Source organism: Novosphingobium sp. P6W, assembly GCF_000876675.2.
GTDB lineage: Bacteria > Pseudomonadota > Alphaproteobacteria > Sphingomonadales > Sphingomonadaceae > Novosphingobium.
This window is the reverse complement of sequence record NZ_CP030355.1, coordinates 91,697-109,586: the sequence shown is the minus strand read 5'-3', so window position 1 is coordinate 109,586 and position 17,890 is coordinate 91,697. Positions and strand designations below refer to the sequence as shown.

Annotated in this window: 14 protein-coding genes; 8 read left to right on the top strand and 6 right to left on the bottom strand. The window is 62.0% G+C overall.

Annotated elements, in window-relative coordinates:
- Positions 1-169: 169 nt before the first annotated feature.
- Positions 170-373, bottom strand: coding sequence for a toxin-antitoxin system HicB family antitoxin (locus TQ38_RS31235; protein WP_043980760.1), 204 nt, complete (start codon positions 371-373; stop codon positions 170-172).
- A gap of 30 nt (positions 374-403) precedes the next feature.
- Positions 404-928, bottom strand: a complete 525-nt coding sequence (locus TQ38_RS29430; RefSeq protein ID WP_240198241.1) for a sterol desaturase family protein — start codon at positions 926-928, stop codon at positions 404-406.
- A 223-nt stretch (positions 929-1,151) separates the two neighbouring features.
- Here TQ38_RS29430 and TQ38_RS29425 point away from each other — a divergent pair, with 223 nt between their 5' ends.
- The gene (locus tag TQ38_RS29425; RefSeq protein ID WP_043980757.1) at positions 1,152-1,928 is read left to right on the top strand and encodes an SDR family oxidoreductase; all 777 of its coding nucleotides are present in this window, start codon (positions 1,152-1,154) and stop codon (positions 1,926-1,928) included.
- 4 nt (positions 1,929-1,932) lie between these two features.
- On the opposite strand, the gene TQ38_RS29420 is transcribed toward TQ38_RS29425, so the two are convergent.
- Positions 1,933-3,429 (bottom strand): LTA synthase family protein, encoded by a 1,497-nt coding sequence (locus TQ38_RS29420; RefSeq protein ID WP_370059862.1) that lies wholly within the window; start codon positions 3,427-3,429, stop codon positions 1,933-1,935.
- Between the two features lie 235 nt (positions 3,430-3,664).
- On the opposite strand from TQ38_RS29420, the gene TQ38_RS29415 reads away from it, so the two are divergent.
- Positions 3,665-4,996 carry a capsule biosynthesis protein gene (locus TQ38_RS29415; protein ID WP_370059861.1) on the top strand — a complete coding sequence of 444 codons (1,332 nt, stop codon included), beginning with the start codon at positions 3,665-3,667 and terminating at the stop codon, positions 4,994-4,996.
- 378 nt (positions 4,997-5,374) lie between these two features.
- On the opposite strand, the gene TQ38_RS29410 is transcribed toward TQ38_RS29415, so the two are convergent.
- Positions 5,375-6,208, bottom strand: coding sequence for an inositol monophosphatase family protein (locus tag TQ38_RS29410; RefSeq protein WP_113942140.1), 834 nt, complete (start codon positions 6,206-6,208; stop codon positions 5,375-5,377).
- 280 nt (positions 6,209-6,488) lie between these two features.
- On the opposite strand from TQ38_RS29410, the gene TQ38_RS29405 reads away from it, so the two are divergent.
- Genes TQ38_RS29405 through TQ38_RS29385 form a run of 5 tightly spaced genes read left to right on the top strand, consistent with a single transcriptional unit; the run spans position 6,489 to position 12,321 of the window.
- Complete coding sequence (locus tag TQ38_RS29405) at positions 6,489-7,493, top strand: SIS domain-containing protein (RefSeq protein ID WP_043980755.1); 1,005 nt, start codon at positions 6,489-6,491, stop codon at positions 7,491-7,493.
- 32 nt (positions 7,494-7,525) lie between these two features.
- Positions 7,526-8,335 (top strand): 3-deoxy-manno-octulosonate cytidylyltransferase, encoded by an 810-nt coding sequence (locus TQ38_RS29400; RefSeq protein ID WP_043980753.1) that lies wholly within the window; start codon positions 7,526-7,528, stop codon positions 8,333-8,335.
- A 55-nt stretch (positions 8,336-8,390) separates the two neighbouring features.
- Positions 8,391-10,037 carry a glycosyltransferase family 2 protein gene (locus TQ38_RS29395; protein ID WP_240198240.1) on the top strand — a complete coding sequence of 549 codons (1,647 nt, stop codon included), beginning with the start codon at positions 8,391-8,393 and terminating at the stop codon, positions 10,035-10,037.
- Complete coding sequence (locus TQ38_RS29390; RefSeq protein ID WP_240198239.1) at positions 10,034-10,819, top strand: DUF5672 family protein; 786 nt, start codon at positions 10,034-10,036, stop codon at positions 10,817-10,819. The genes TQ38_RS29395 and TQ38_RS29390 overlap by 4 nt, the downstream gene beginning before the upstream one ends.
- Entirely contained in the window at positions 10,732-12,321 is a 1,590-nt protein-coding gene (locus TQ38_RS29385; RefSeq protein WP_162792493.1) for a hypothetical protein, read from the top strand. Before TQ38_RS29390 ends, TQ38_RS29385 begins: the two co-directional genes overlap by 88 nt.
- A gap of 220 nt (positions 12,322-12,541) precedes the next feature.
- On the opposite strand, the gene TQ38_RS29380 is transcribed toward TQ38_RS29385, so the two are convergent.
- Positions 12,542-13,252 carry a hypothetical protein gene (locus TQ38_RS29380; protein WP_043980749.1) on the bottom strand — a complete coding sequence of 237 codons (711 nt, stop codon included), beginning with the start codon at positions 13,250-13,252 and terminating at the stop codon, positions 12,542-12,544.
- Between the two features lie 209 nt (positions 13,253-13,461).
- On the opposite strand from TQ38_RS29380, the gene TQ38_RS29375 reads away from it, so the two are divergent.
- Positions 13,462-17,541: a sulfotransferase gene (locus tag TQ38_RS29375; RefSeq protein ID WP_162792492.1), complete on the top strand. Its 4,080-nt coding sequence runs from the start codon at positions 13,462-13,464 to the stop codon at positions 17,539-17,541.
- Positions 17,542-17,561: 20 nt separating this feature from the next.
- On the opposite strand, the gene TQ38_RS29370 is transcribed toward TQ38_RS29375, so the two are convergent.
- Positions 17,562-17,867, bottom strand: coding sequence for a hypothetical protein (locus TQ38_RS29370; RefSeq protein ID WP_043980747.1), 306 nt, complete (start codon positions 17,865-17,867; stop codon positions 17,562-17,564).
- Positions 17,868-17,890 lie beyond the last annotated feature (23 nt).

Genomic DNA, 17,890 nt, shown 5'->3' with positions numbered 1-17,890 from the left:
GAAAGGAGCCCTTTGCGGGACGGTCCGTTCGCCTGCACCGCAGAAGAAGCGTCCGTCCCCTTCGGATTAAGTATTAATGCTAATCCACTATATGTCAGCGCGAGGTCAAGCTATCGTCGCAAAACTGCATTTTTCTGTCATATTTTAAGGATCGCCGGGTGCAAGGCGCTTAACCTGATACCCGCGGCAGCGCTGCCTTGGCCCACTGGTTGAGGTTCTTGCCGGGAAGATCGGCAGCCAGCGCCGCTTTGCGGCACAACTCCGGGCTGAGGCGAGATATCATCTTGCCCGGATAGGGGCGCTGCGGTTTCTTGCCAATGCCGGTAAAAGGCACTTTCGACCTGCGCGAACTGAGGGCTTTCTGCCAGTTCACGGGAATCTTGCTTCGGCCTTCAAGCAGTTTTCAGGATACCGCTTCTGGGGAACGCTGCTTGAGCGACGAGATCCGGGAGGCGAACACACGGTCCAGGAAAATCGCGGTGATGGCGAAGTTGCTGTCCTCGTCGACATAGTGGTGGCGCATGTGGTGGCGCTTGAGCGCCTTGCCTAGCCTGCCGCGCATGGGAAACTGATGGCAGGCGAAATGGACCGCGTCATACAGCACGTAGCCGCTCATGAAGCCCAGCAGCATCCAAGTCCCTGCAGGGCCTAGCAATGCGACGAAAGAGAGCCAGACCAGCGAGCCGATCGAGACGCTGACCGGCAGCGGCATCAGCCCGCGCAGAGCATCGTTCGGATTGTCATGGTGATTACCGTGGATCAGGAACACCAGCCAGCGGATTACCCCCACGTCGCTGTTCAGGTGGAACAGATAGCGGTGCATGGCATATTCGAACAGCGTCCAGACCGTGAGACCGGCCGCGATCAGCGCTGATGCATAGAGCGGCCCGGCCGATCCCCATCCGGTCCATGCGATCAGCGGAAGCATGACAGCCCAACTCAACGCGAAAGTTCGCGGTGAAATCAGCGTAAGCTTTTCCAAGCGCTCACTTTTGAACAACCTGACGCGTTGCGAACTGGAAATCGGAGCGGGCATTGACTGAAATCCTCGACAGTAAGGACGATTGCCTGTCAAGTCGGATTGCCTCCAAGTGAGGTTAACTTATGACAAGAAGTGTGGAAATACGTGTGTGTCGGATAAAACCACAGTGATGACGGAATCGTCTGGCCCTAACCGTATTCTGGTGACCGGCGCGTCTGGCGGACTTGGCGGGGCGTTGGCCCGCCATTATGCCGCAAGCGGCGTATCTCTCAGCCTTTGGGGCCGCGATGCGGCGCGCCTTACCACCATCGCCGATACCTGCCGGGCGGCGGGGGCGGTGGTCTCCACACGCTCCCTCGACCTTGCCGACGTCGATGCAGCGCTGGCGGCGCTGGCGGCCGAGGATGCTGCGCAAGCCTTCGATCTGGCTCTTTTCGCCTCGGGGCGGGGCGATATACGGGCGGCGGGGGATATCGTCGAGGCCGCAGGCCTGGTGGCGATGCTGGGCACTATCAACTTTACGGCGCCCGCCGCTATGGCGGCGGCGCTGGCGGCGCGCATGGCGCAAAGGGGGCGCGGACGCATCGTACTGGTGGGCTCCGCGGCGGGTTTCCACGCCTTGCCTTTTGCCGCCGCCTATTCGGGGACCAAGGCGGGGCTTGCGCGCTTCGCCGATGCGCTGCGCCTGTCAGTACGGGGCCACGGCGTGCGCGTTACCCTGGTCTCGCCAGGGTTCATCGACACGGCGGCGGGGCGCAAGGTGCCCGGCCCCAAGCCGATGCTGATGAAGGTGGATGTAGTGGCGCAGCGGATCGCAGCAGCCGCTGCGGCAGGCAAGGCGCACCTTGTGCTGCCTTGGCCCTTCAAGGCGCTGCGCTGGCTGGACCGCCTGTTGCCCGCCCCCTTGCGTGACCGGGTGCTGGCAGGGCTTACTCCGCCGGCCTGAGGAGCTACTTCGACAGCGGCGCGCCCAGTACCATGTCCAGCACGGCGTGGTGCAGGGCCGCCGGGGTCAGGTCGGCGCGGCGGCGCTCGCCCGGTACGATCCGGCCTTCTTCGTCCATGCGGATTATCACGTAAGGCGTATGCTTGCTGGAGGGGGCTTCGGGAGCGGGCGGCGCGGTGGCCCCCGGAATGCTGGGGCGGTGGTCGCCGAAGAAGACCAGCAGGGCAGGGCGTTTCAGCGCGCTCAGCCGCTCGGTCAGCGTGGTCAGCATGGCGTCGCTGTTGCGCACCAGACGCAGGTAGCCGGTCATCAGGTCGGTGCCGCCCGAGCCGCTATCGGACGTCCAGGGGCCGTGGTTCTCGATGGTGACGGCGTAGAGTAGGCTCGGCTCCCGGGCGGCCTGCGCCAGCGCCATGATCTCGTCCGCCATCGCCGCGTCGGTGACATAGCGGCCCTCGCCCGGCGTCGGCGGAGCGAAGCGGTCCTCGCCCACCAGCTCTGCGAAACCGCCCGCCGGCATTATCCGGTCGCGCCCGTAAAAGCGCATGTCGTGAGGGTGGATGAACAGGCTGCGCCAACCCCCTTGCCGCGCCGCTTTGAGGCGCGCCGGAAGCGCATAGGAACCTTCGCCCAGCGCGGTCAGGAAAGGGTCGTAGCGACGAAAGCCCAGCGCCTCCTCCTCGCGCCCGAACAGCACACCGTATTCGGTACGCATGGTATAGGCGCCGAAGCCGCTGACCTGAAGGTTGCCCCACTGGCAGGCGTTCGCCCGCGCCGCAGTGAGGCCGGGCAGCGCCATGGCGGCGTCGCCGAACAGCTCCTCCGGATCGGCGAAGCTCTCGCACTGGATCACGACCACGATTTCGGGCGCCTCCTGCGGCGGCTGCCGAACCGGTTCGGGGCAAGGCGGCGGGTCGGAGCTTTCGCACCAGCGCAGCCAGTAAAGCAGCAGCGCGGGATAAAGCCCAAGGCGCCGGGTGTCGCTGTGAGCACAGGGGACAGGGGCAAGGCGCCGGTATGGCGCGCTGCGCAGCGACAGTGCCAGCAAGGCAAGAGCGCCCGCCAGGCCCGCCGCTCCGGCAAGGTGCGGGGCGGGATCGGCTACAAAGAACCAAGCCAGCACCGCCAGCAGCCCGGCCGCCACCAGCGCGGCGGCGATACGTTGCCACATGGCGACGGCGGAAAGATAGAACTGGGGATGGTGGAATATCGCGCCGACCATCGCAAGGTCGGAAAACAGGAGCGGCTCGCCCAGCATCGCATGCTTGGCATTGGAGGCGACCGCCAGTAGCACCTGCACCGCCAGGGTAAGTGCGGCGGCCACCGTGACATTGCCGCAGAGCGCGAGGAACAGACCGAACAGCGCTGCCGTCATCCAGGCCAGGAGCCACAGCCCGGCCGCACTGCGCGCGGGAACCCTGGGCCGCACCAGCGCATCGAGCGCGGCGCTGGCGGCGAACAGGGCCACCGATGCCCCAGCGCCCAATATCAGACCATCCACCGTCATCGCCTTGTAGCACCACCGCTCGCGCGCCGCGCAGGGTCTCCTGCGCGGGGATGGGCACATAGCCGGGGCGGGCAAGGCTGTCATCAGCCGTCTACGTCTAGGTTATGGTGGGCCGTCATCCCAGCGAAGGCCGGGAGCGGGAAATCTGGCTGAAGCGAGGGTTTGCAAACAGTCTTCCGAACCCTGCGGCTTGCCGCAAGTCGGGGGTGATACTAACGGTCTGAAATAGATGTCCAGCAAGACGGGCGGCGGAAGTATCGACGACCTTGCGGACAGCATGGAGCACGTCTTTTTTTGCATGTCAGAATTTTTAACCGCCCCGCATGAACGGCAACAGATTGCCGGTGCTTCGCGCACGGTGCTCCTGCTTCAGGGGCTGATGGGCCGCCTGTTCCGCCGCTTTGGGCAAGGGTTGATCGCATCCGGGCATACCGTCCACAAGATCAACTTCAACGGCGGCGACCGCCTGTTCTGGCGCCTGCCCAACGGTATCGATTATCGCGGCACGCTGGCCGACTGGCCGCAATGGTTTGCGCAGGTTTTGCGCGACAAGGGCATTACCGACGTCGTCCTGTTCGGCGATTGCCGTGACCATCACATGCCCGCGATCCAAATCTGCCGCGAAAAGGGCGTGCCAGTCCACGTCTTCGAGGAAGGTTATATCCGGCCTGACTGGGTGACGCTGGAACTGGGCGGGGTCAACGGCCACTCTTCGCTGCCGAGCGATCCGGTGTGGTACCGCGAAACCGCTGCCGCCCTGCCGCCTGTCGCGCCTCACGCGAACGTCAGCGCCTCGTTCCGCCGCCGCGCCGCAGAGGGCCTAGCTTACAACTTCGCCGACGTGCTGACCCGCTGGCACTATCCGGGCTGGAGCAACCACCGCCCCTGGCACCCGGTAGTCGAGGGCATGGGCTGGTGGCGCAAACTTTCGCGCCGCAAAGTGCGTGAAGCGGCCTCGGCCCAGCTCATGGCAAGGCTGCAAAGCATAGGCGAGGCGTACTTTCTGTTTCCGCTCCAGCTCGATTCCGATGCGCAGATCCGCCTGCACTCGCCTTTCGCGGGAATCGCCCATGCGCTCAGGCTGGTGATCGCCTCGTTTGCCGCCCATGCGCCCGCTGGCATGCGCCTGGTGGTCAAGGAGCACCCGCTCGACAACGGCGTACGCGACTGGCAGCAGGTAACCGCCGATACTGCTGCGCTGTTCGGCGTGGCGGACAGGGTCGATTATCTTGCCACGGGCGATATTGTGGCGGTGACGCAAGGTTCGCTGGGCGTCGTCACCATCAACAGCACCAGCGGTACATTCGCTTTAGCGGCGGGCCTGCCGGTGGTGGTGCTGGGCCATGCAGTCTACAACATACCCGATATCACCTATCAGGGCGGCATCGACGCTTTCTGGCAGAATCCAGTGGCACCCGACCCCGAAACCTTCGCTGCCTTTCGGCGCGTGCTGATCGAACGCTGCCTGATCCCCGGAGGCTTCTTCTCCGAGGAAGGCCTGGACAAAGTGGTGCGTCATGCAGTGGCGAGGCTCGAAGGGCGACCGCTCTCACCAGAGTGAGGGCATCCTGGAGGCGATAGAATTTCTCATGCGCCCGTGCCGCTTTGAGCGGATCAAGGACACACCAGGATAGACAAGGGTACACAAGGACCGGGGCCGCGCTACAAGCAGACATCTAACGCTTGCCGTGCCGTTCTGCCTTGGATCATAGCTGCCTATTTGCCGCGCTGAATATGCCCTTCCATGCGGGGCGGGTTCTCCTGGAGGAGCAGCTTGCTTCTCTATTTCGCGTAACGGGCACAGCAAATCGGCAGGCACAAAACGATGCGCGCTGGCGTGGCTTTGCCAGAGCGTTGAGGATGCTGAGCGTGATATGCCGTCCTATTGTTCCCGGCCATATCTACCCACACTTCTTCCGCTAAGGCGCGAGGATAACGCTCACGCGGACACCGCCGCACCCGCCAGGGTTATTCCGGCATCTGACAGGGCGCGCGCCACATTGCTCCACCGCTGGGCATCTGCCGCCGCGATCAGGCCGCCTTGCGCGTCGTCGCAGCGGTAGGGATTTCCATCCGGCCGAGCAGCGCATCCCCCCGCCTCGTTCAAGAAAACGACGCCCGCGGCGTGGTCCCAGGCAATGGTGCGAGTGAATAAGGTGGCGTCGTTCTCGCCCAATGCGATGCGTGGGTACTGGTCCGCGGCGCATCGCGGGCTGTCCAGCACGTCGCAGGTCGCCGACAGGACTTCGAAGACGGCGGCTCGTCGTGCCGCATCGGCGAACAGGCGCGTAATGGCAATCTGCGGTCTTTCTCGCCGCGTTGCGCCGGCACGGAATGGCTCGCCGTCGATTGTAGCTCCCGCGCCCGCTTGGGCAGCGCAGAAGCGGCCCGTCAGCGGATCGAGGATCCACCCGCCCACGGGAATTCCGCCCTCGGCCAAGGCCACCAGAATGCCGAATGGCCCCTCGCCCGCCGCGAAATTGGCAGTGCCATCAAGCGGGTCGATGATCCAGCAGGTTCCCTGCGCAAGATGCGCCATGATTTCCGGTTCGTGATGGGCGGCTTCCTCGCCGACGACGCGCGCTCCCGGAAGCAGGCCGGTCAGTTTCTCGGCCAGAATGGCCTCGCTCTCGCGATCAGCGATTGTCACGGCCTCTCCTGCCGCCTTCCAGTCCGCAGCGATCGGTGCCCCCGGCGTAAAGCGGGGAAGAATGGCTAGGCGGGCGCTTTCACGCATCGCCTGACCGACTGCGAGGTCAAGCGCCTTATCCACGCGATCCCGCCCTCATCTGGACGGGGTGGGCGGGTGCTATGTTTGGACAATTTTTGCTTAGCACATTTTGGAGGCTGATCATGTCGAAGCTGTTGTAGCGTCCCTCGGGTTATGCAAGTCGAAACTGCGATAATCGCTGATTTTGTTCCACCCTGACACGACCTTTACTGCGACGAAGCGCGGGAAGCACGGGCTACAATTCAGACGCTTACCTTGCCTTGGTCAAGGGCTGCCGATAAAGCGCTCCATTCGCAAGCTTCCTGCTTGAAGGATACAAGGCATGTTCGTAACTTCCCCAAAGCCGGCCGTTGACAACGACGATCGGACGATTCTCGCGCGCGGCTGTGAAGTTCTCCAGATAGAAGCTTCAGCTCTGCAATCGCTCTCCCAGGAACTGGACGAGACGTTTGTTACCGCGTGCAGGATGATCCTGTCCGCCCAAGGACGCGTTGTAGTGACCGGGATGGGCAAGTCGGGTCATATTGGGCGCAAAGCCGCGGCAACCTTTTCCGCCACCGGAACTCCGTCAATTTACGTACATCCGGGTGAGGCCGCGCACGGCGATCTTGGCATGCTTGTTCGCGGCGATGCGCTGGTGGTCATCTCAAATTCAGGCAATACTGCCGAACTGCAGGCTTTTCTCACTTATGCCAAGGCGATCGGCGTACCCGTAATCGGCATCGCGTCGCGGCTCGGCTCGCTAGTCATGCGCCACGCCGACGTTCAGCTTTGCATCCCGCAAGCTCGTGAGGCCTGCAACGCCAATATCGCTCCCACCACCTCCACTACGCTCCAGCTGGCCTTGTGCGATGCGCTTGCTATGGCGGTGATGGATATGCGTGGCTTCTCACGCGAAGGCATGAAGGCGCTTCACCCGGGCGGCGCGATCGGTCTGCGCCTGCTGCCAGTTAGAGAGATGATGCACACCGGCCGGTCGATGCCGCTTGCCGCTGCCGATGCAAGGATGCCCGATGTCGTCTCCATGATGACCTCGGGCGGGTTCGGCATTGCCGGCATCGTGGATGACAATGGCACTCTGATCGGCGTAATTACCGATGGCGACCTGCGGCGGCACTTCGATAAGCTGGGAAGCGTGCTGGCTCGTGACGTCATGACAAGCACTCCGCATACGCTGGATGCGAGCATGAGCGCCGAAGCCGCTCTGGAACTGCTGAACGACCTGCAGATCTCGGCGGCCTTCATTGTTGAACAGGGCGACGACGCACGATCGGTTCCCTGCGGTGTGGTCCATATCCACGATTTCCTGCGCATCGGTCTTTCGTGATCGTCCAGCACAGACCTCAGGACAACGATCTCATGAATCTTCCCAGCTTTGCGATCATCATTCCAGCGCGCTATGCGTCGACGCGCTATCCGGGCAAGCCGCTGGTGCCGCTGCGCGGCTGCGACGGGCAGTCCAAAACACTGATCCGGCGCAGTTGGGAATGTGCGATGTCGGTCGAAGGCGCCACCGGGGTGTGGGTCGCTACCGATGACGAACGCATCCAGGACGAGGTGCTGGGCTTCGGCGGTCAGGTAGTGATGACGGACGAGGCCTGCGCGAACGGAACGGAACGATGTGCGGACGCTATTGCGCGGCTTGGCGACGTTGCCGAAGTGATCGTGAACCTGCAGGGAGACGCGCCGCTTTCGCCTGCGTTCGTCGTTCACGATTTAGTCCGTAAGCTGGTGGAGGACCCTCAGGCGGCGATGGCGACGCCAGGCGTGCGATGCTCGCGTTCGGTCTACCGGCACCTGGCGGACGATGCCGCGCAGGGCCGGGTCGGCGGCACCACTGTGGTGTGCAACAGTACTGGCCGTGCGCTCTATTTCTCCAAGCGCCTTCTGCCTTACCTGCCCTCCGCTGAAGCCGAGCGTGACCATCCTCCCGTCAACCTGCACCTGGGCCTTTATGCCTACCGTCCCGAGGCGCTGCGACTTTACAATGCCGCTGCGGTTTCGGAGTTGGAGCAGCTTGAAGGGCTTGAACAACTGCGCTTTCTGGACATCGGGCAGGCAGTGGCCGTCGTCCATCTCGACCCGCTCTCATGGGACTCGATCGAGCTCAACAATCCCAGCGACGTCGAAGTGATAGAACGCATCCTGGAACAGCGCGGCATTGCGTAATCGTAAAGTTGGTCCAGTAACAGGCATATCCACGAGCCGGCGCGCGGCGCTCGCCGTGCTGGTTCGGCTTCAGGCTTTCCAGCGAGCGCCGGTTCGCTATCTGCAAGGGATTGTCTGGCGCGCCCGGGGAATGAAGGTCAGATCGCGGCACCGGTTGTCCGAACTCATGGGCAGCGCCCCGCATGCCTACCAGCTGTGGATCGCCACGCGTGAGGTACATCTGCATGCAGCGCTGGCAGATGTACCCTCCTGCGCGCCCCCGTTGACCATCGTTGTCGATGCGCGAGAAAGCGGCGCAGGCCTAGAAAGAACGCTACACGCGGTCGAACAGGCTGGTTTAGTTGCGCGGCGCCGTGGGGGCTGGAATCTGCGGGATGTCCTCGTACTTGGCGATGCCGCAATACCACCAGCGTTTGCAGGCAACGTGCGGACGCTACCCAGCCTGGAAACGCTGCGCTCCGCACTTGCCGCGTCTGGTGAAATCGACATCCGCCCCTGGATCCTGACGTTGAAGGCCGGGGACAGGTTGGCCCCGGTCGCGCTGTTGGCCTACGCCGCTGCCTTGCTGGCATATCCGAAAGCCGATCTGCTCTATGCGGACGACGATCTTGTCCGGGACGATGGAGACAGGCATACGCCTCATTTCAAACCCGAGTGGAACGGGGAACTGGCACGGCATCACGATTTCCTAACCGATAGCTGCGTGTTTGCCTGCGATCCGGCCGCCATCGATGGCGCATGGCCGGAGGATGCTATCCGGGCCTGCACCAGTCCCCAGCACGTTGCGTTGGTGCTGCACCACCGCCGCGCCCGGCCCCTACCGGTAATTCCTCCAGCCCGCAGGTCCCTGCCACAGGGTCTGAGCCCGATGGCACAAGAGTTGCCGCACGTCAGCATCATCGTGCCCACCCGCAACCATGGCGAGTTGCTGCGAATGTGTATGGAGGGGCTTGCGGCTACGCGGTATCCCTCTTTTGATGTGACGATAATCGACAATGGGTCGGACGAGCCTGATACGCTGGCTTATCTGGAGGAAATCTCCGCTGCCGGAGTGCGCGTGGTAAGCGACCCCAGCCCGTTTAACTATGCAGCTATGCACAACGCGGTAGTCGGCGCGCTGCGCGGTCCGCTGATCTGCTTCCTGAACAACGACATAGAAATTCCAGAACCCCAGTGGCTGGAAACCATGGCGATCGCGGCGCTCAGACCCGATACCGGCGCGGTAGGCGCGCGCCTGCTTTATCCTGACGGGACGATACAGCATGCTGGGATCGTCATGGGCGTAGGCGGCGGTGCGGCCCACGCCCATCGCTTCCTTGCGCCCGATCAGGAAGGGTACTTCGCGCGCGCGTACGTGCCGCAGTTCGTCAGCGCTGTGACTGCGGCCTGCCTTCTTCTGGAGAAGAGCAAGTTCGAAGCAGTCGGAGGGTTCGACGCTGCTAACTTCGCTGTGGCCTTCAATGATGTCGATCTGTGCCTCAAACTCACTGCGCGCGGATGGAAAAGTTTCTATGAGCCGAGGGCGGTCCTAATCCACCATGAATCGAAATCACGCGGAACCGATGACACCCCCGAAAAGAAGCACCGCTTCGCCGGGGAATTGTCGGCGTTGAAGCGGATCTGGCATACCGATGTCGAAATTGACCCGTATCACCACCCCGAATTGAGCCCATATTCCGAGCATTTCGTGGTGCGTCTTTGACAACGGCTGCCGCCCCGCCAGCGCCGTATCTCGACCTGCCGCAAGTAACGTTATGCGCGGCGAGCAGCGTAAACGTCGCAGCGACGATCAAGGCGCTGGAACGGTGTATGGATAAAGCACGGTTCGGCGCTGCTCTGTTGTTCACAGACGACTGCACTGCGGCGCTGCCGCCGACGGTACGCCGCGTGGAAATCGCGCCACTGCACTCGTCCGCGCAGTATTCGCGATTTATGCTTGGTGAACTGGCGCCCTGGATCACGACCTCTCATTGCCTGGTCGTGCAATGGGATGGCTTTATCGTAAACCCGCACCTGTGGGACACCCGGTTCTTGGACTATGACTATATCGGCGCCTCCTGGCCGCAATTCGCGGATGGGCACGACGTCGGCAACGGCGGCTTCTCCCTGCGCAGTCGGCGTTTGCTCGACGCCTGCCTCGCGCAAGGGTTTCGGTATGACGGCGAGGCGGAGGACCTTGCGATTTGCCGAACCAACCGCAAAATGCTGGAAATTGACCACGCCATACGTTTTGCCGATCGCGAGACTGCCGACAGCTTTTCGGCCGAACGCCGCGGCGCGGTGTCGTGCGCCTTTGGCTTTCACGGGGCATTTAACCTCATCGAAGCAGTCGGCGTGTCCGCGTTTCAGGAGACGTATCGCAAGCTAGATCACCGCGCGACGCTGCGGATCGATTTATGGCCGATATTCCTCAAACTGCTAAAGCGCGGCGCGATCGCTTCAGCATTGCGTTTTGCCAGCTCCATCAAACGATCTCACTGCTAAACATCTTTGTAATCCAACGATTTTATCGCAGGAATTTTCCCTTATATATTGATTATGGGTTGGATAAGGCGGATACCGCAGTTATGGACTCCACTGAACATACCAAGAAAAAAAGACCGGCATCGCAAGTCGACAAGGGTGCCATGGTCACTGAAACGCTCAATTCGGCCCGGCAGTATCTCAAGAGCGGCCGTGTGGCGGACGCTGATGCTCTCATCGCGACGCTAGAAAGCAAGCGCTGGGGCGGGCTGAAAACGATGCGGATGCGCGCTGCCGTCCAGAAGGCGCTGTCCCAGAAGCTGGAACACGGCCAGACGCTCAAGCGCATCGCCGAGGATGAGAACCGTGCTCCATCGGACCTGTTCCGACTGGCCGCCTACCTCATCGACAACGGCGATGTGGAAGGCAGCCGCGCTGTGGCCGCGCCGCTTGAGGGCAGGACGGACTCGCAACATCTACTGCTCAATCTTGCGTACCTGGAAGGCCTGCGATCGGCGGACTTGGACATTGTCCGTACCGCACTTTTTGGCCTTCTGGAACTGGACGTGCCACCTCCCAATCTTCCGGAGTTGCACATAGTGTTGAGAGAGTTACCTAAGCGGGATCAGGACGTGCTCGCGGACGCGATCAAAACCAAATGGCCTGATAGGGCTGCAGATACCGCCGACGGCTCGGCCGCACGTCAGACGACAATACCCCAGCAGCACGCCGCGACGCTGGCGGCTGCCGGGAAAGTATCGGAAGGGCAGGAATTACTGGCAACCGGGCGCGAAGCCGACGAAGAATTGCGGCAGGCGCTGGCGCTGATACCCCCGGTCGAGGCCCGGCTACGCCCGTCGATCGAGGATGACGGCGCTAGTGTCATCGTCAGTCCTGCTGGTTCAAGCGGCACTACGCTGATGGTGTTCACTGGCTTGGCCGATCAAGCAATGGTGCCGATCGAATGTATAGATGCGTTCTGCGCAGCAGAGGGGCACTCCGTGATATATCTGCGGGACACCTCACGCTCGCTTTTCATAGGCGGAGTTCCAGCCCTTGCGTCGGATTACCTTTCATCGCTCGCCAGTCTTAGGGCGATGGTGGAGGAACTGGGCACCACGCGCCTGCTCTGCTTCGGATCGTCCGCCGGTGGCGGTGCCGCCATACGGTACGGGCTCGGCCTATCCGCATCCGGCATCCTTTGTGCCTCTGGGGTGACATGCGGCAGGCCCGAGTTTCTAGAGGAGCATACCGACCAGAGGGCGCGCGTCGTGATCCGCCGGCTGCAGCGCAGTTTCGTTACGGCGGAACTGGATCTGTACGAAGAGGTGGCCGCCAATGGCGGCCGAACCCCCATCCGTTTATGCTTCGGAACAGGGTCCAGTACCGATGTTGCCCATGCAAATTATCTGGAGGGTTTGCCAGGCGTCAGTCTTAACCCATTGGAAGGGCTGAATCGACATGGATCGTTTTCTCGCATGATGCTCGAGGGCATATTCCAAGAGTTCATTGCCGATGGCTGAAGGAAGGGGATATCGGGCAGGTGCTGCTCGCCGGCATGACTTACCGCGATTGCACACGGCGCGCGAGCCTGGCGAGATGCTCAACAGATGCCAGCAGATACCGCAGGAAGCCCGCCATCTGGTAATATAGTGCAAACTGCCCCTGGGGTCAGGGTAGAGCGGGGGCCCGTCCTTGCCCCCGTTCGCCGACTTAGGCCGTAAATCTAGCCAATCAAAGCCCTCACTGCGCTTCGACGGAAGCCCGATACAGCGCTTCTTCCTGGCGCCACAGATCGGCGTAGTCGACGTTTTGCCATTCGTCGAACCATGGACCGCCATTGGTGAAATGGATCACGCGGGGCGTCGTAGCCGGTGCGGGATATTCCCCTTCGAGGAAATTCCAGTCCAGTTCCAGCGAGCCGATATGGTCCTCATGTTTTACCCATTCAAAACGGTGAAGATAGGCCGGAGCAGCCGAGTTGACCAAGTCGGGGGTAAGCGATCTGACATCGGGATGCGCGCAGTTGAGTACCATGAACGAAGACCAGTTCTTGCGCGGATAGACGGTCTGCGCCTTGCCATCCATTTTGATCGATTGGGCCGGTTCATATTCGTGTTTAACCACGTAAACGGCCTTGTCGGGGTTCAACCCTTCCAGGACGGCGCACACGTCGGCCGTATAAAGGAAATCGCAGTCGCTGAATATCGCCCAGCCAGTTTGCTGCGCTGCAAGATAAGGCGTCAGAAAACGGGTTAGGGAGAATTCCGTCGATGCATTTAGATCGACCGGGCGCGTGTAGAGACCAATATCGCGAACGTAATTCTGTCGGATCGGGTGCACGATTAACTGATCGCCAGAATGACGCAAAAGAGAATGTCGAGCAACCTGCCAAGCTATGTCTTCACGACTATCGTAACCGATAAAGACTTTCAACTTATCAGCACTGTTCATTTATCGGGGACCGTTCGCCTATTCATTCAAGCCGCGACCATGTTGGAATCTGGGGAAAAAAGCAATCCACTGACACCACTCTTTCCGCAAGACGTTACAAAGCAGCGCCATGCAGCAGCACGAGCGAGAAAAAGCAGATCAGCGGCATTTGCTTTCCCAGCAGACGCCTTGTAACTGCCTTCTCGCACTAAAGGGACCCGCGGTCATAGATGGTTGAAACCCGTTACGACATGGCCGTTTTCGTCATGGGAATGCACAGGTCGGGTACTTCCGCCCTGGCAAGGGTTCTGATGCTCCTGTACGGAGACAGCCCTACGCAATTGCTGGACCCTAACAGTGCCAATCCCCTTGGTTTCTGGGAGGCCCCCAGGATCAATGCGGTCAATCAGGCGCTTCTGGCGGATCGGGGCACGAACTGGCACGGCGTCTCGGCGCTAGGCAGCCATGGGGCTGCGGCCAACGGTGAAGACTTCGCCGTCATTCGTAGCGCCGTCGCTGACATGTTCCCCAACGCTCGACGCCCGGTGATCAAAGATCCGCGCATCTGCCGGCTTGCACCCTTGTGGATCGAAGCGCTGCGCGATCAGACAAGCGAACTCGCCTTTCCCTTCATTCTGCGTAATCCCAGCGAAGTCGCGATATCGCTGAGTCAGCGCAATAGGTTCCCACACGCTCTCGGCCTCAACCTGTGGCTTCGCCATTATCTGGATGCCGAAAATGCCACGCGGGCGCACAAGCGGGGACTGGTGCGCTACGACGCCCTTCTAGCTGACTGGCGCACGGCTCTTCACACGCTGCACGACCATATGGAGATGGACTTCGAACCCAGTGCCGCAAGCGGCGCGATCGATGCCTTTTTGACGCCGGATCTGCACCGCCAGAATGTTTCGCGGGAACAGGTCGAGGCAGATTTTACCGCGTACCCCATGGTGTCGGAGCTGTGGGACTTGTTGAACGAGTGGTCCGCCAAAGGACGATTGAACGCGAGTGATATCGGTAGGATGGATCGGCTGCGCGGCGATTTTGATCGTGTCGCCCCCCTAATGGACACAGTCCTGGAGCAGCAGCGGGTTCAGGAAAAGCGCCGCATTCAGGATAAGAAGAGCAAGCTGCCCGACGAAGCAACTCCCCTGCAAACGCTGAAGCATATTACCCAGTTGCGGAAAGAGCATGGCACAGCCATGCGCAGCCTGGAGGACGGCATGAAGGCCGTCTTAGCCGACCTAGCGGCTTCGCGGCAGGCCGAGGCGCGGATTGAGACGATCCGCCAGGAAGCCGAGCATCAGCAGACCTTGCTGCGCGGCGATCATGCCCGCGAAATCGACGCGCTCAAACGCATGGTCGAAGGCGCGGTTCTGCACGAGAACGACTGGCGCGCGCGCGCAAACGAGGTCGCTGCGGCGAGGGATGCAGCGGTACAGCAGGCCGAAATGGCCCTATCGCGGTTAGGGGACCTTGCCGGCCAGCTCCAAGATATCGCAGCAATTGCGTCCGATCATGACGACAGAAATTCTGACATTCTGTCCGCCGAAGACGCGGATGCCATCTATGAACAGGCGCAGCCCGCCCTCGCGGTCTTCCAAGACACGATAGCGCTGGCACGCGGTCTCGAAGCCGATATCAATGCGAGCCGGAGCGAACTGCTCGACGCCGTCCATGAGCGGGACGAGGCCAAGGAAAGTCTGGGCGCTCTGCGAGCCGAACTGTCCGAGATACAGGACGAGCTCACCGTGCTGCGCGAAGGGGGCGAGGCCAGGCTTGACGTGGCCGAGCGCGAACGGGCCGCCGCGCAAAACGAAGCCTCCGCTTTGCGCGAGGAAATCGCGGTCGTACGCTCCGATCTCAAGTCAGTGACGCGCAAGTACAGGACGACGCAAGCCACCCTGAGCCGCACCAAGGCGGGGCTGGACAAGGCCAAGGTTCGCCTGACCTCGCTCAAGGAACTGTCACAGCGCAACCAGCATGAATTGGAAGTTGCCCGCGCAAATTGGGCTTATCGCTTCGCACAAGCCTTAGCCTTGCTGTGGATGCGGATGTTGTCATCGGCCAAAGCCGTGCGCTCTTCCACGCAGCCGCGCCAGCGCGATGTGGCGGGCATAATAGCCGGGTCCGGCCTGTTTGATGCGGCGTGGTATCTCGAACGCTATCCTGATGTCGCCAAGGGCTCGATGCCCCCGCTGGAGCACTTCGCGCGCTTCGGTTGGAAGGAACTGCGCGATCCGGGCCCAGACTTCAGCGCATCGCGTTACTTGCGCGAGAACCCAGATGTCGCGCAAGCCGGACTGAATCCGGTCGTTCACTATATTGAGAACGGCCAGCTTGAGGGGCGCAGCACTCACAAATCGAAGCTGGCGCACAAGCCGGCACAAGCTCTCCCCGTCTTCGCCGCCCCTGCGCCGGTCCATGCCTGCGCCGCAGCTCTGGAGCTGCCGTTAGCGGTTCACCAGACGGATCGCGATCTGCAACCCTCCATGAGCGGGTCTTTCGCGGCGGTCGCAGCAGCCTGCGAAACAGCACCAGACAACGCGGCAGCGCTGGCACGTTTTCTGCAGCTTTCGGGCCTTGCTTCCTATGACGCCGACGCCTGGCGCTCTGCCGAGCGCGACGCTTTCCATCCGCCTGCCGACGCATGGTTCGCTAACGGCAACCTGCTGCGCCTGCGCTGTGACGCCGGAGACGATCAGGACGCGAGCTTTCAGGTCCTGGTATGTCAATACGATCCCGGGGCACGCGAACCTACCGTGCTGTCCGCGGGGAAACGCGGGCATGCCGACCTGCTCGACGTGCCACTGCGTTCTTTGTGCCACCCTCTGCTTGTAGCCGCGCTCGCCCCTTCGGGCGAACTGCTGTATGCTTTCGTCATCGCCTTCCCCTCGTTGATGCGCGGCGGCATGCATCATGCCGACTTCCTGAGCGAGATCGCCCGCCCTGGCGGCAGTGATGCGAACAATCCGCTCGCTTACTCGGTGATGCTGGCCAAACGCCTCGCGGCGATCCGCTGCGGCGCCGCTACCCCGGCGATCGCGCGTATCGCGGTCGAAGTGAAAGGCGCAGTCGGGACCGGTCCCCTGTTTGACCCTGCCGTGCGTACCTGGCTGCGCGACGTATTTGACATGCCGATCGTCGTCGCCGGCGAAGCTGACGCGGGCGACAGGGCCAGCGCGGGCGAAATGTACCTGCGCGACATCGTTGCGCAGACAGGGACCCTGCACCCTGCGGGGGCAACTCTGTTCATTCATGGCGATGTGCTGCCGTCTGTCTCTATTCTTTGCGCTACGCTCGATGTCGAAGAGACTGGCAACGCCGACGTGAACCTCGCCCTGCCCGAAGCGCTCGTCCACCGTGACGCCTCGCTGCCGTCCTTTGCCTTTATCCTGCCACCCGTAGCGCTGCAGGCACCTGCAATGGCAGCGCCACCGCATTTCCGCGGGCATACACGGATGGAAGGTCAGCATATCCCGCGCCGCCCTATGCCGCCGGCATCCATCGCGGTGGAGCGGGGCGTGCCATTGCATGATGCCGAACTGCTCTTTCCTGTCTCCGCTGCCGAGACGCTCACCGATTTCCGCCCCCGGGCCGTGCGCGTGATGATCTTCGGCGAGGGTGCGGATACTGGCGATATAGAGCGATCGCTCGCCTCGCTGGCGATGCAGGATTGTGCGGAAGCGGTAAGTGTGTCCTTCATCGGCGTTTACGAGAGTGAAGCCGAAGGCGGCCCGGGCAGCGTTGCGCGCGAACGGGCCGGGCAGCTGTTCGGCGGACGGGTAGCCATCGCCGAGAGCCTGTCAGAAGCATTGGCCAATTGTGACGAACCGTTCTGCGGCATCCTGGCCCCCGGCATTGTGTTGCATGATGGGCGCAGTCTCAGCGTGCTATCCGAAATGGTCGAAAACGGGGCGGCGTCGGCCTGCTGCCCGCTGGTATCAAGCAGCAGGCTCGGCAAGGGCTGGACCGTCAAAGTCGCGGCCAACGGCCTCTCCGCAGAAACACCGCGCGGCAGCCATGTCGAAGGCGACATCGCGAAAACGGTGGGCCTGTGGCGCCGCAGCTATCCGGTGCGTGAGCCGATCCCGGAGTTCTGGCTCACCGACACCGCGAAGCTGACGAGATGGTCGAAAGATGATGTGCATCAGCTACCCCGCGACGATGGCGAGCACTGGTGCACAGCGCTGACCACCGCAAGTATCACCGGGCATGTTACCGCGACCACCTCAGCCCACGGGGCCTGGTTCGAGGCTCCGATCGCCGACTCTGCCTGCTTCACCGCCGTACGGGTGCTCAACGGATGAAATTTACCTTCGTCATCCCGTCACGCGAATTTCTCGCCAGCGCTGGTGCCCGTATCCGGTACTTGCGGATGGTATCCCTTATGAAGGAGTCCGGGCACGTCCTCGATCTGGTCCCGATCGAGGAGTTCGGCAAGCTTGCCGATCCAGGTCAGGTAGTCGTCTTCAGCAAGTGCTTCGATGCCCGCGCTATCGTTTTCGCTGCCCGTTGCCGGGCAGAGAACCGGCTCGTTGGCATCGACTTGTTCGACGACTATTTCAGTCAGACGGAAGATAGCCGAATGACGGTATACCGCACTTGGCTGACGCAGATGCTGAAGCACGGACATTTTGCTATTTGCTCCACTCCGCG

What these genes read in the sequence shown, in the direction of transcription:
- TQ38_RS29430 (WP_240198241.1), bottom strand. Translation starts at nt 928, where the DNA reads ATGCTTCCGCTGATCGCATGGACCGGATGGGGATCGGCCGGGCCGCTC.
- TQ38_RS29425 (WP_043980757.1), top strand. Translation starts at nt 1,152, where the DNA reads ATGACGGAATCGTCTGGCCCTAACCGTATTCTGGTGACCGGCGCGTCT.
- TQ38_RS29415 (WP_370059861.1), top strand. Translation starts at nt 3,665, where the DNA reads ATGTCCAGCAAGACGGGCGGCGGAAGTATCGACGACCTTGCGGACAGC.
- TQ38_RS29405 (WP_043980755.1), top strand. Translation starts at nt 6,489, where the DNA reads ATGTTCGTAACTTCCCCAAAGCCGGCCGTTGACAACGACGATCGGACG.
- TQ38_RS29400 (WP_043980753.1), top strand. Translation starts at nt 7,526, where the DNA reads ATGAATCTTCCCAGCTTTGCGATCATCATTCCAGCGCGCTATGCGTCG.
- TQ38_RS29385 (WP_162792493.1), top strand. Translation starts at nt 10,732, where the DNA reads ATGGCCGATATTCCTCAAACTGCTAAAGCGCGGCGCGATCGCTTCAGC.
- TQ38_RS29380 (WP_043980749.1), bottom strand. Translation starts at nt 13,252, where the DNA reads ATGAACAGTGCTGATAAGTTGAAAGTCTTTATCGGTTACGATAGTCGT.
- TQ38_RS29375 (WP_162792492.1), top strand. Translation starts at nt 13,462, where the DNA reads ATGGTTGAAACCCGTTACGACATGGCCGTTTTCGTCATGGGAATGCAC.
- TQ38_RS29370 (WP_043980747.1), bottom strand. Translation starts at nt 17,867, where the DNA reads ATGTCCGTGCTTCAGCATCTGCGTCAGCCAAGTGCGGTATACCGTCAT.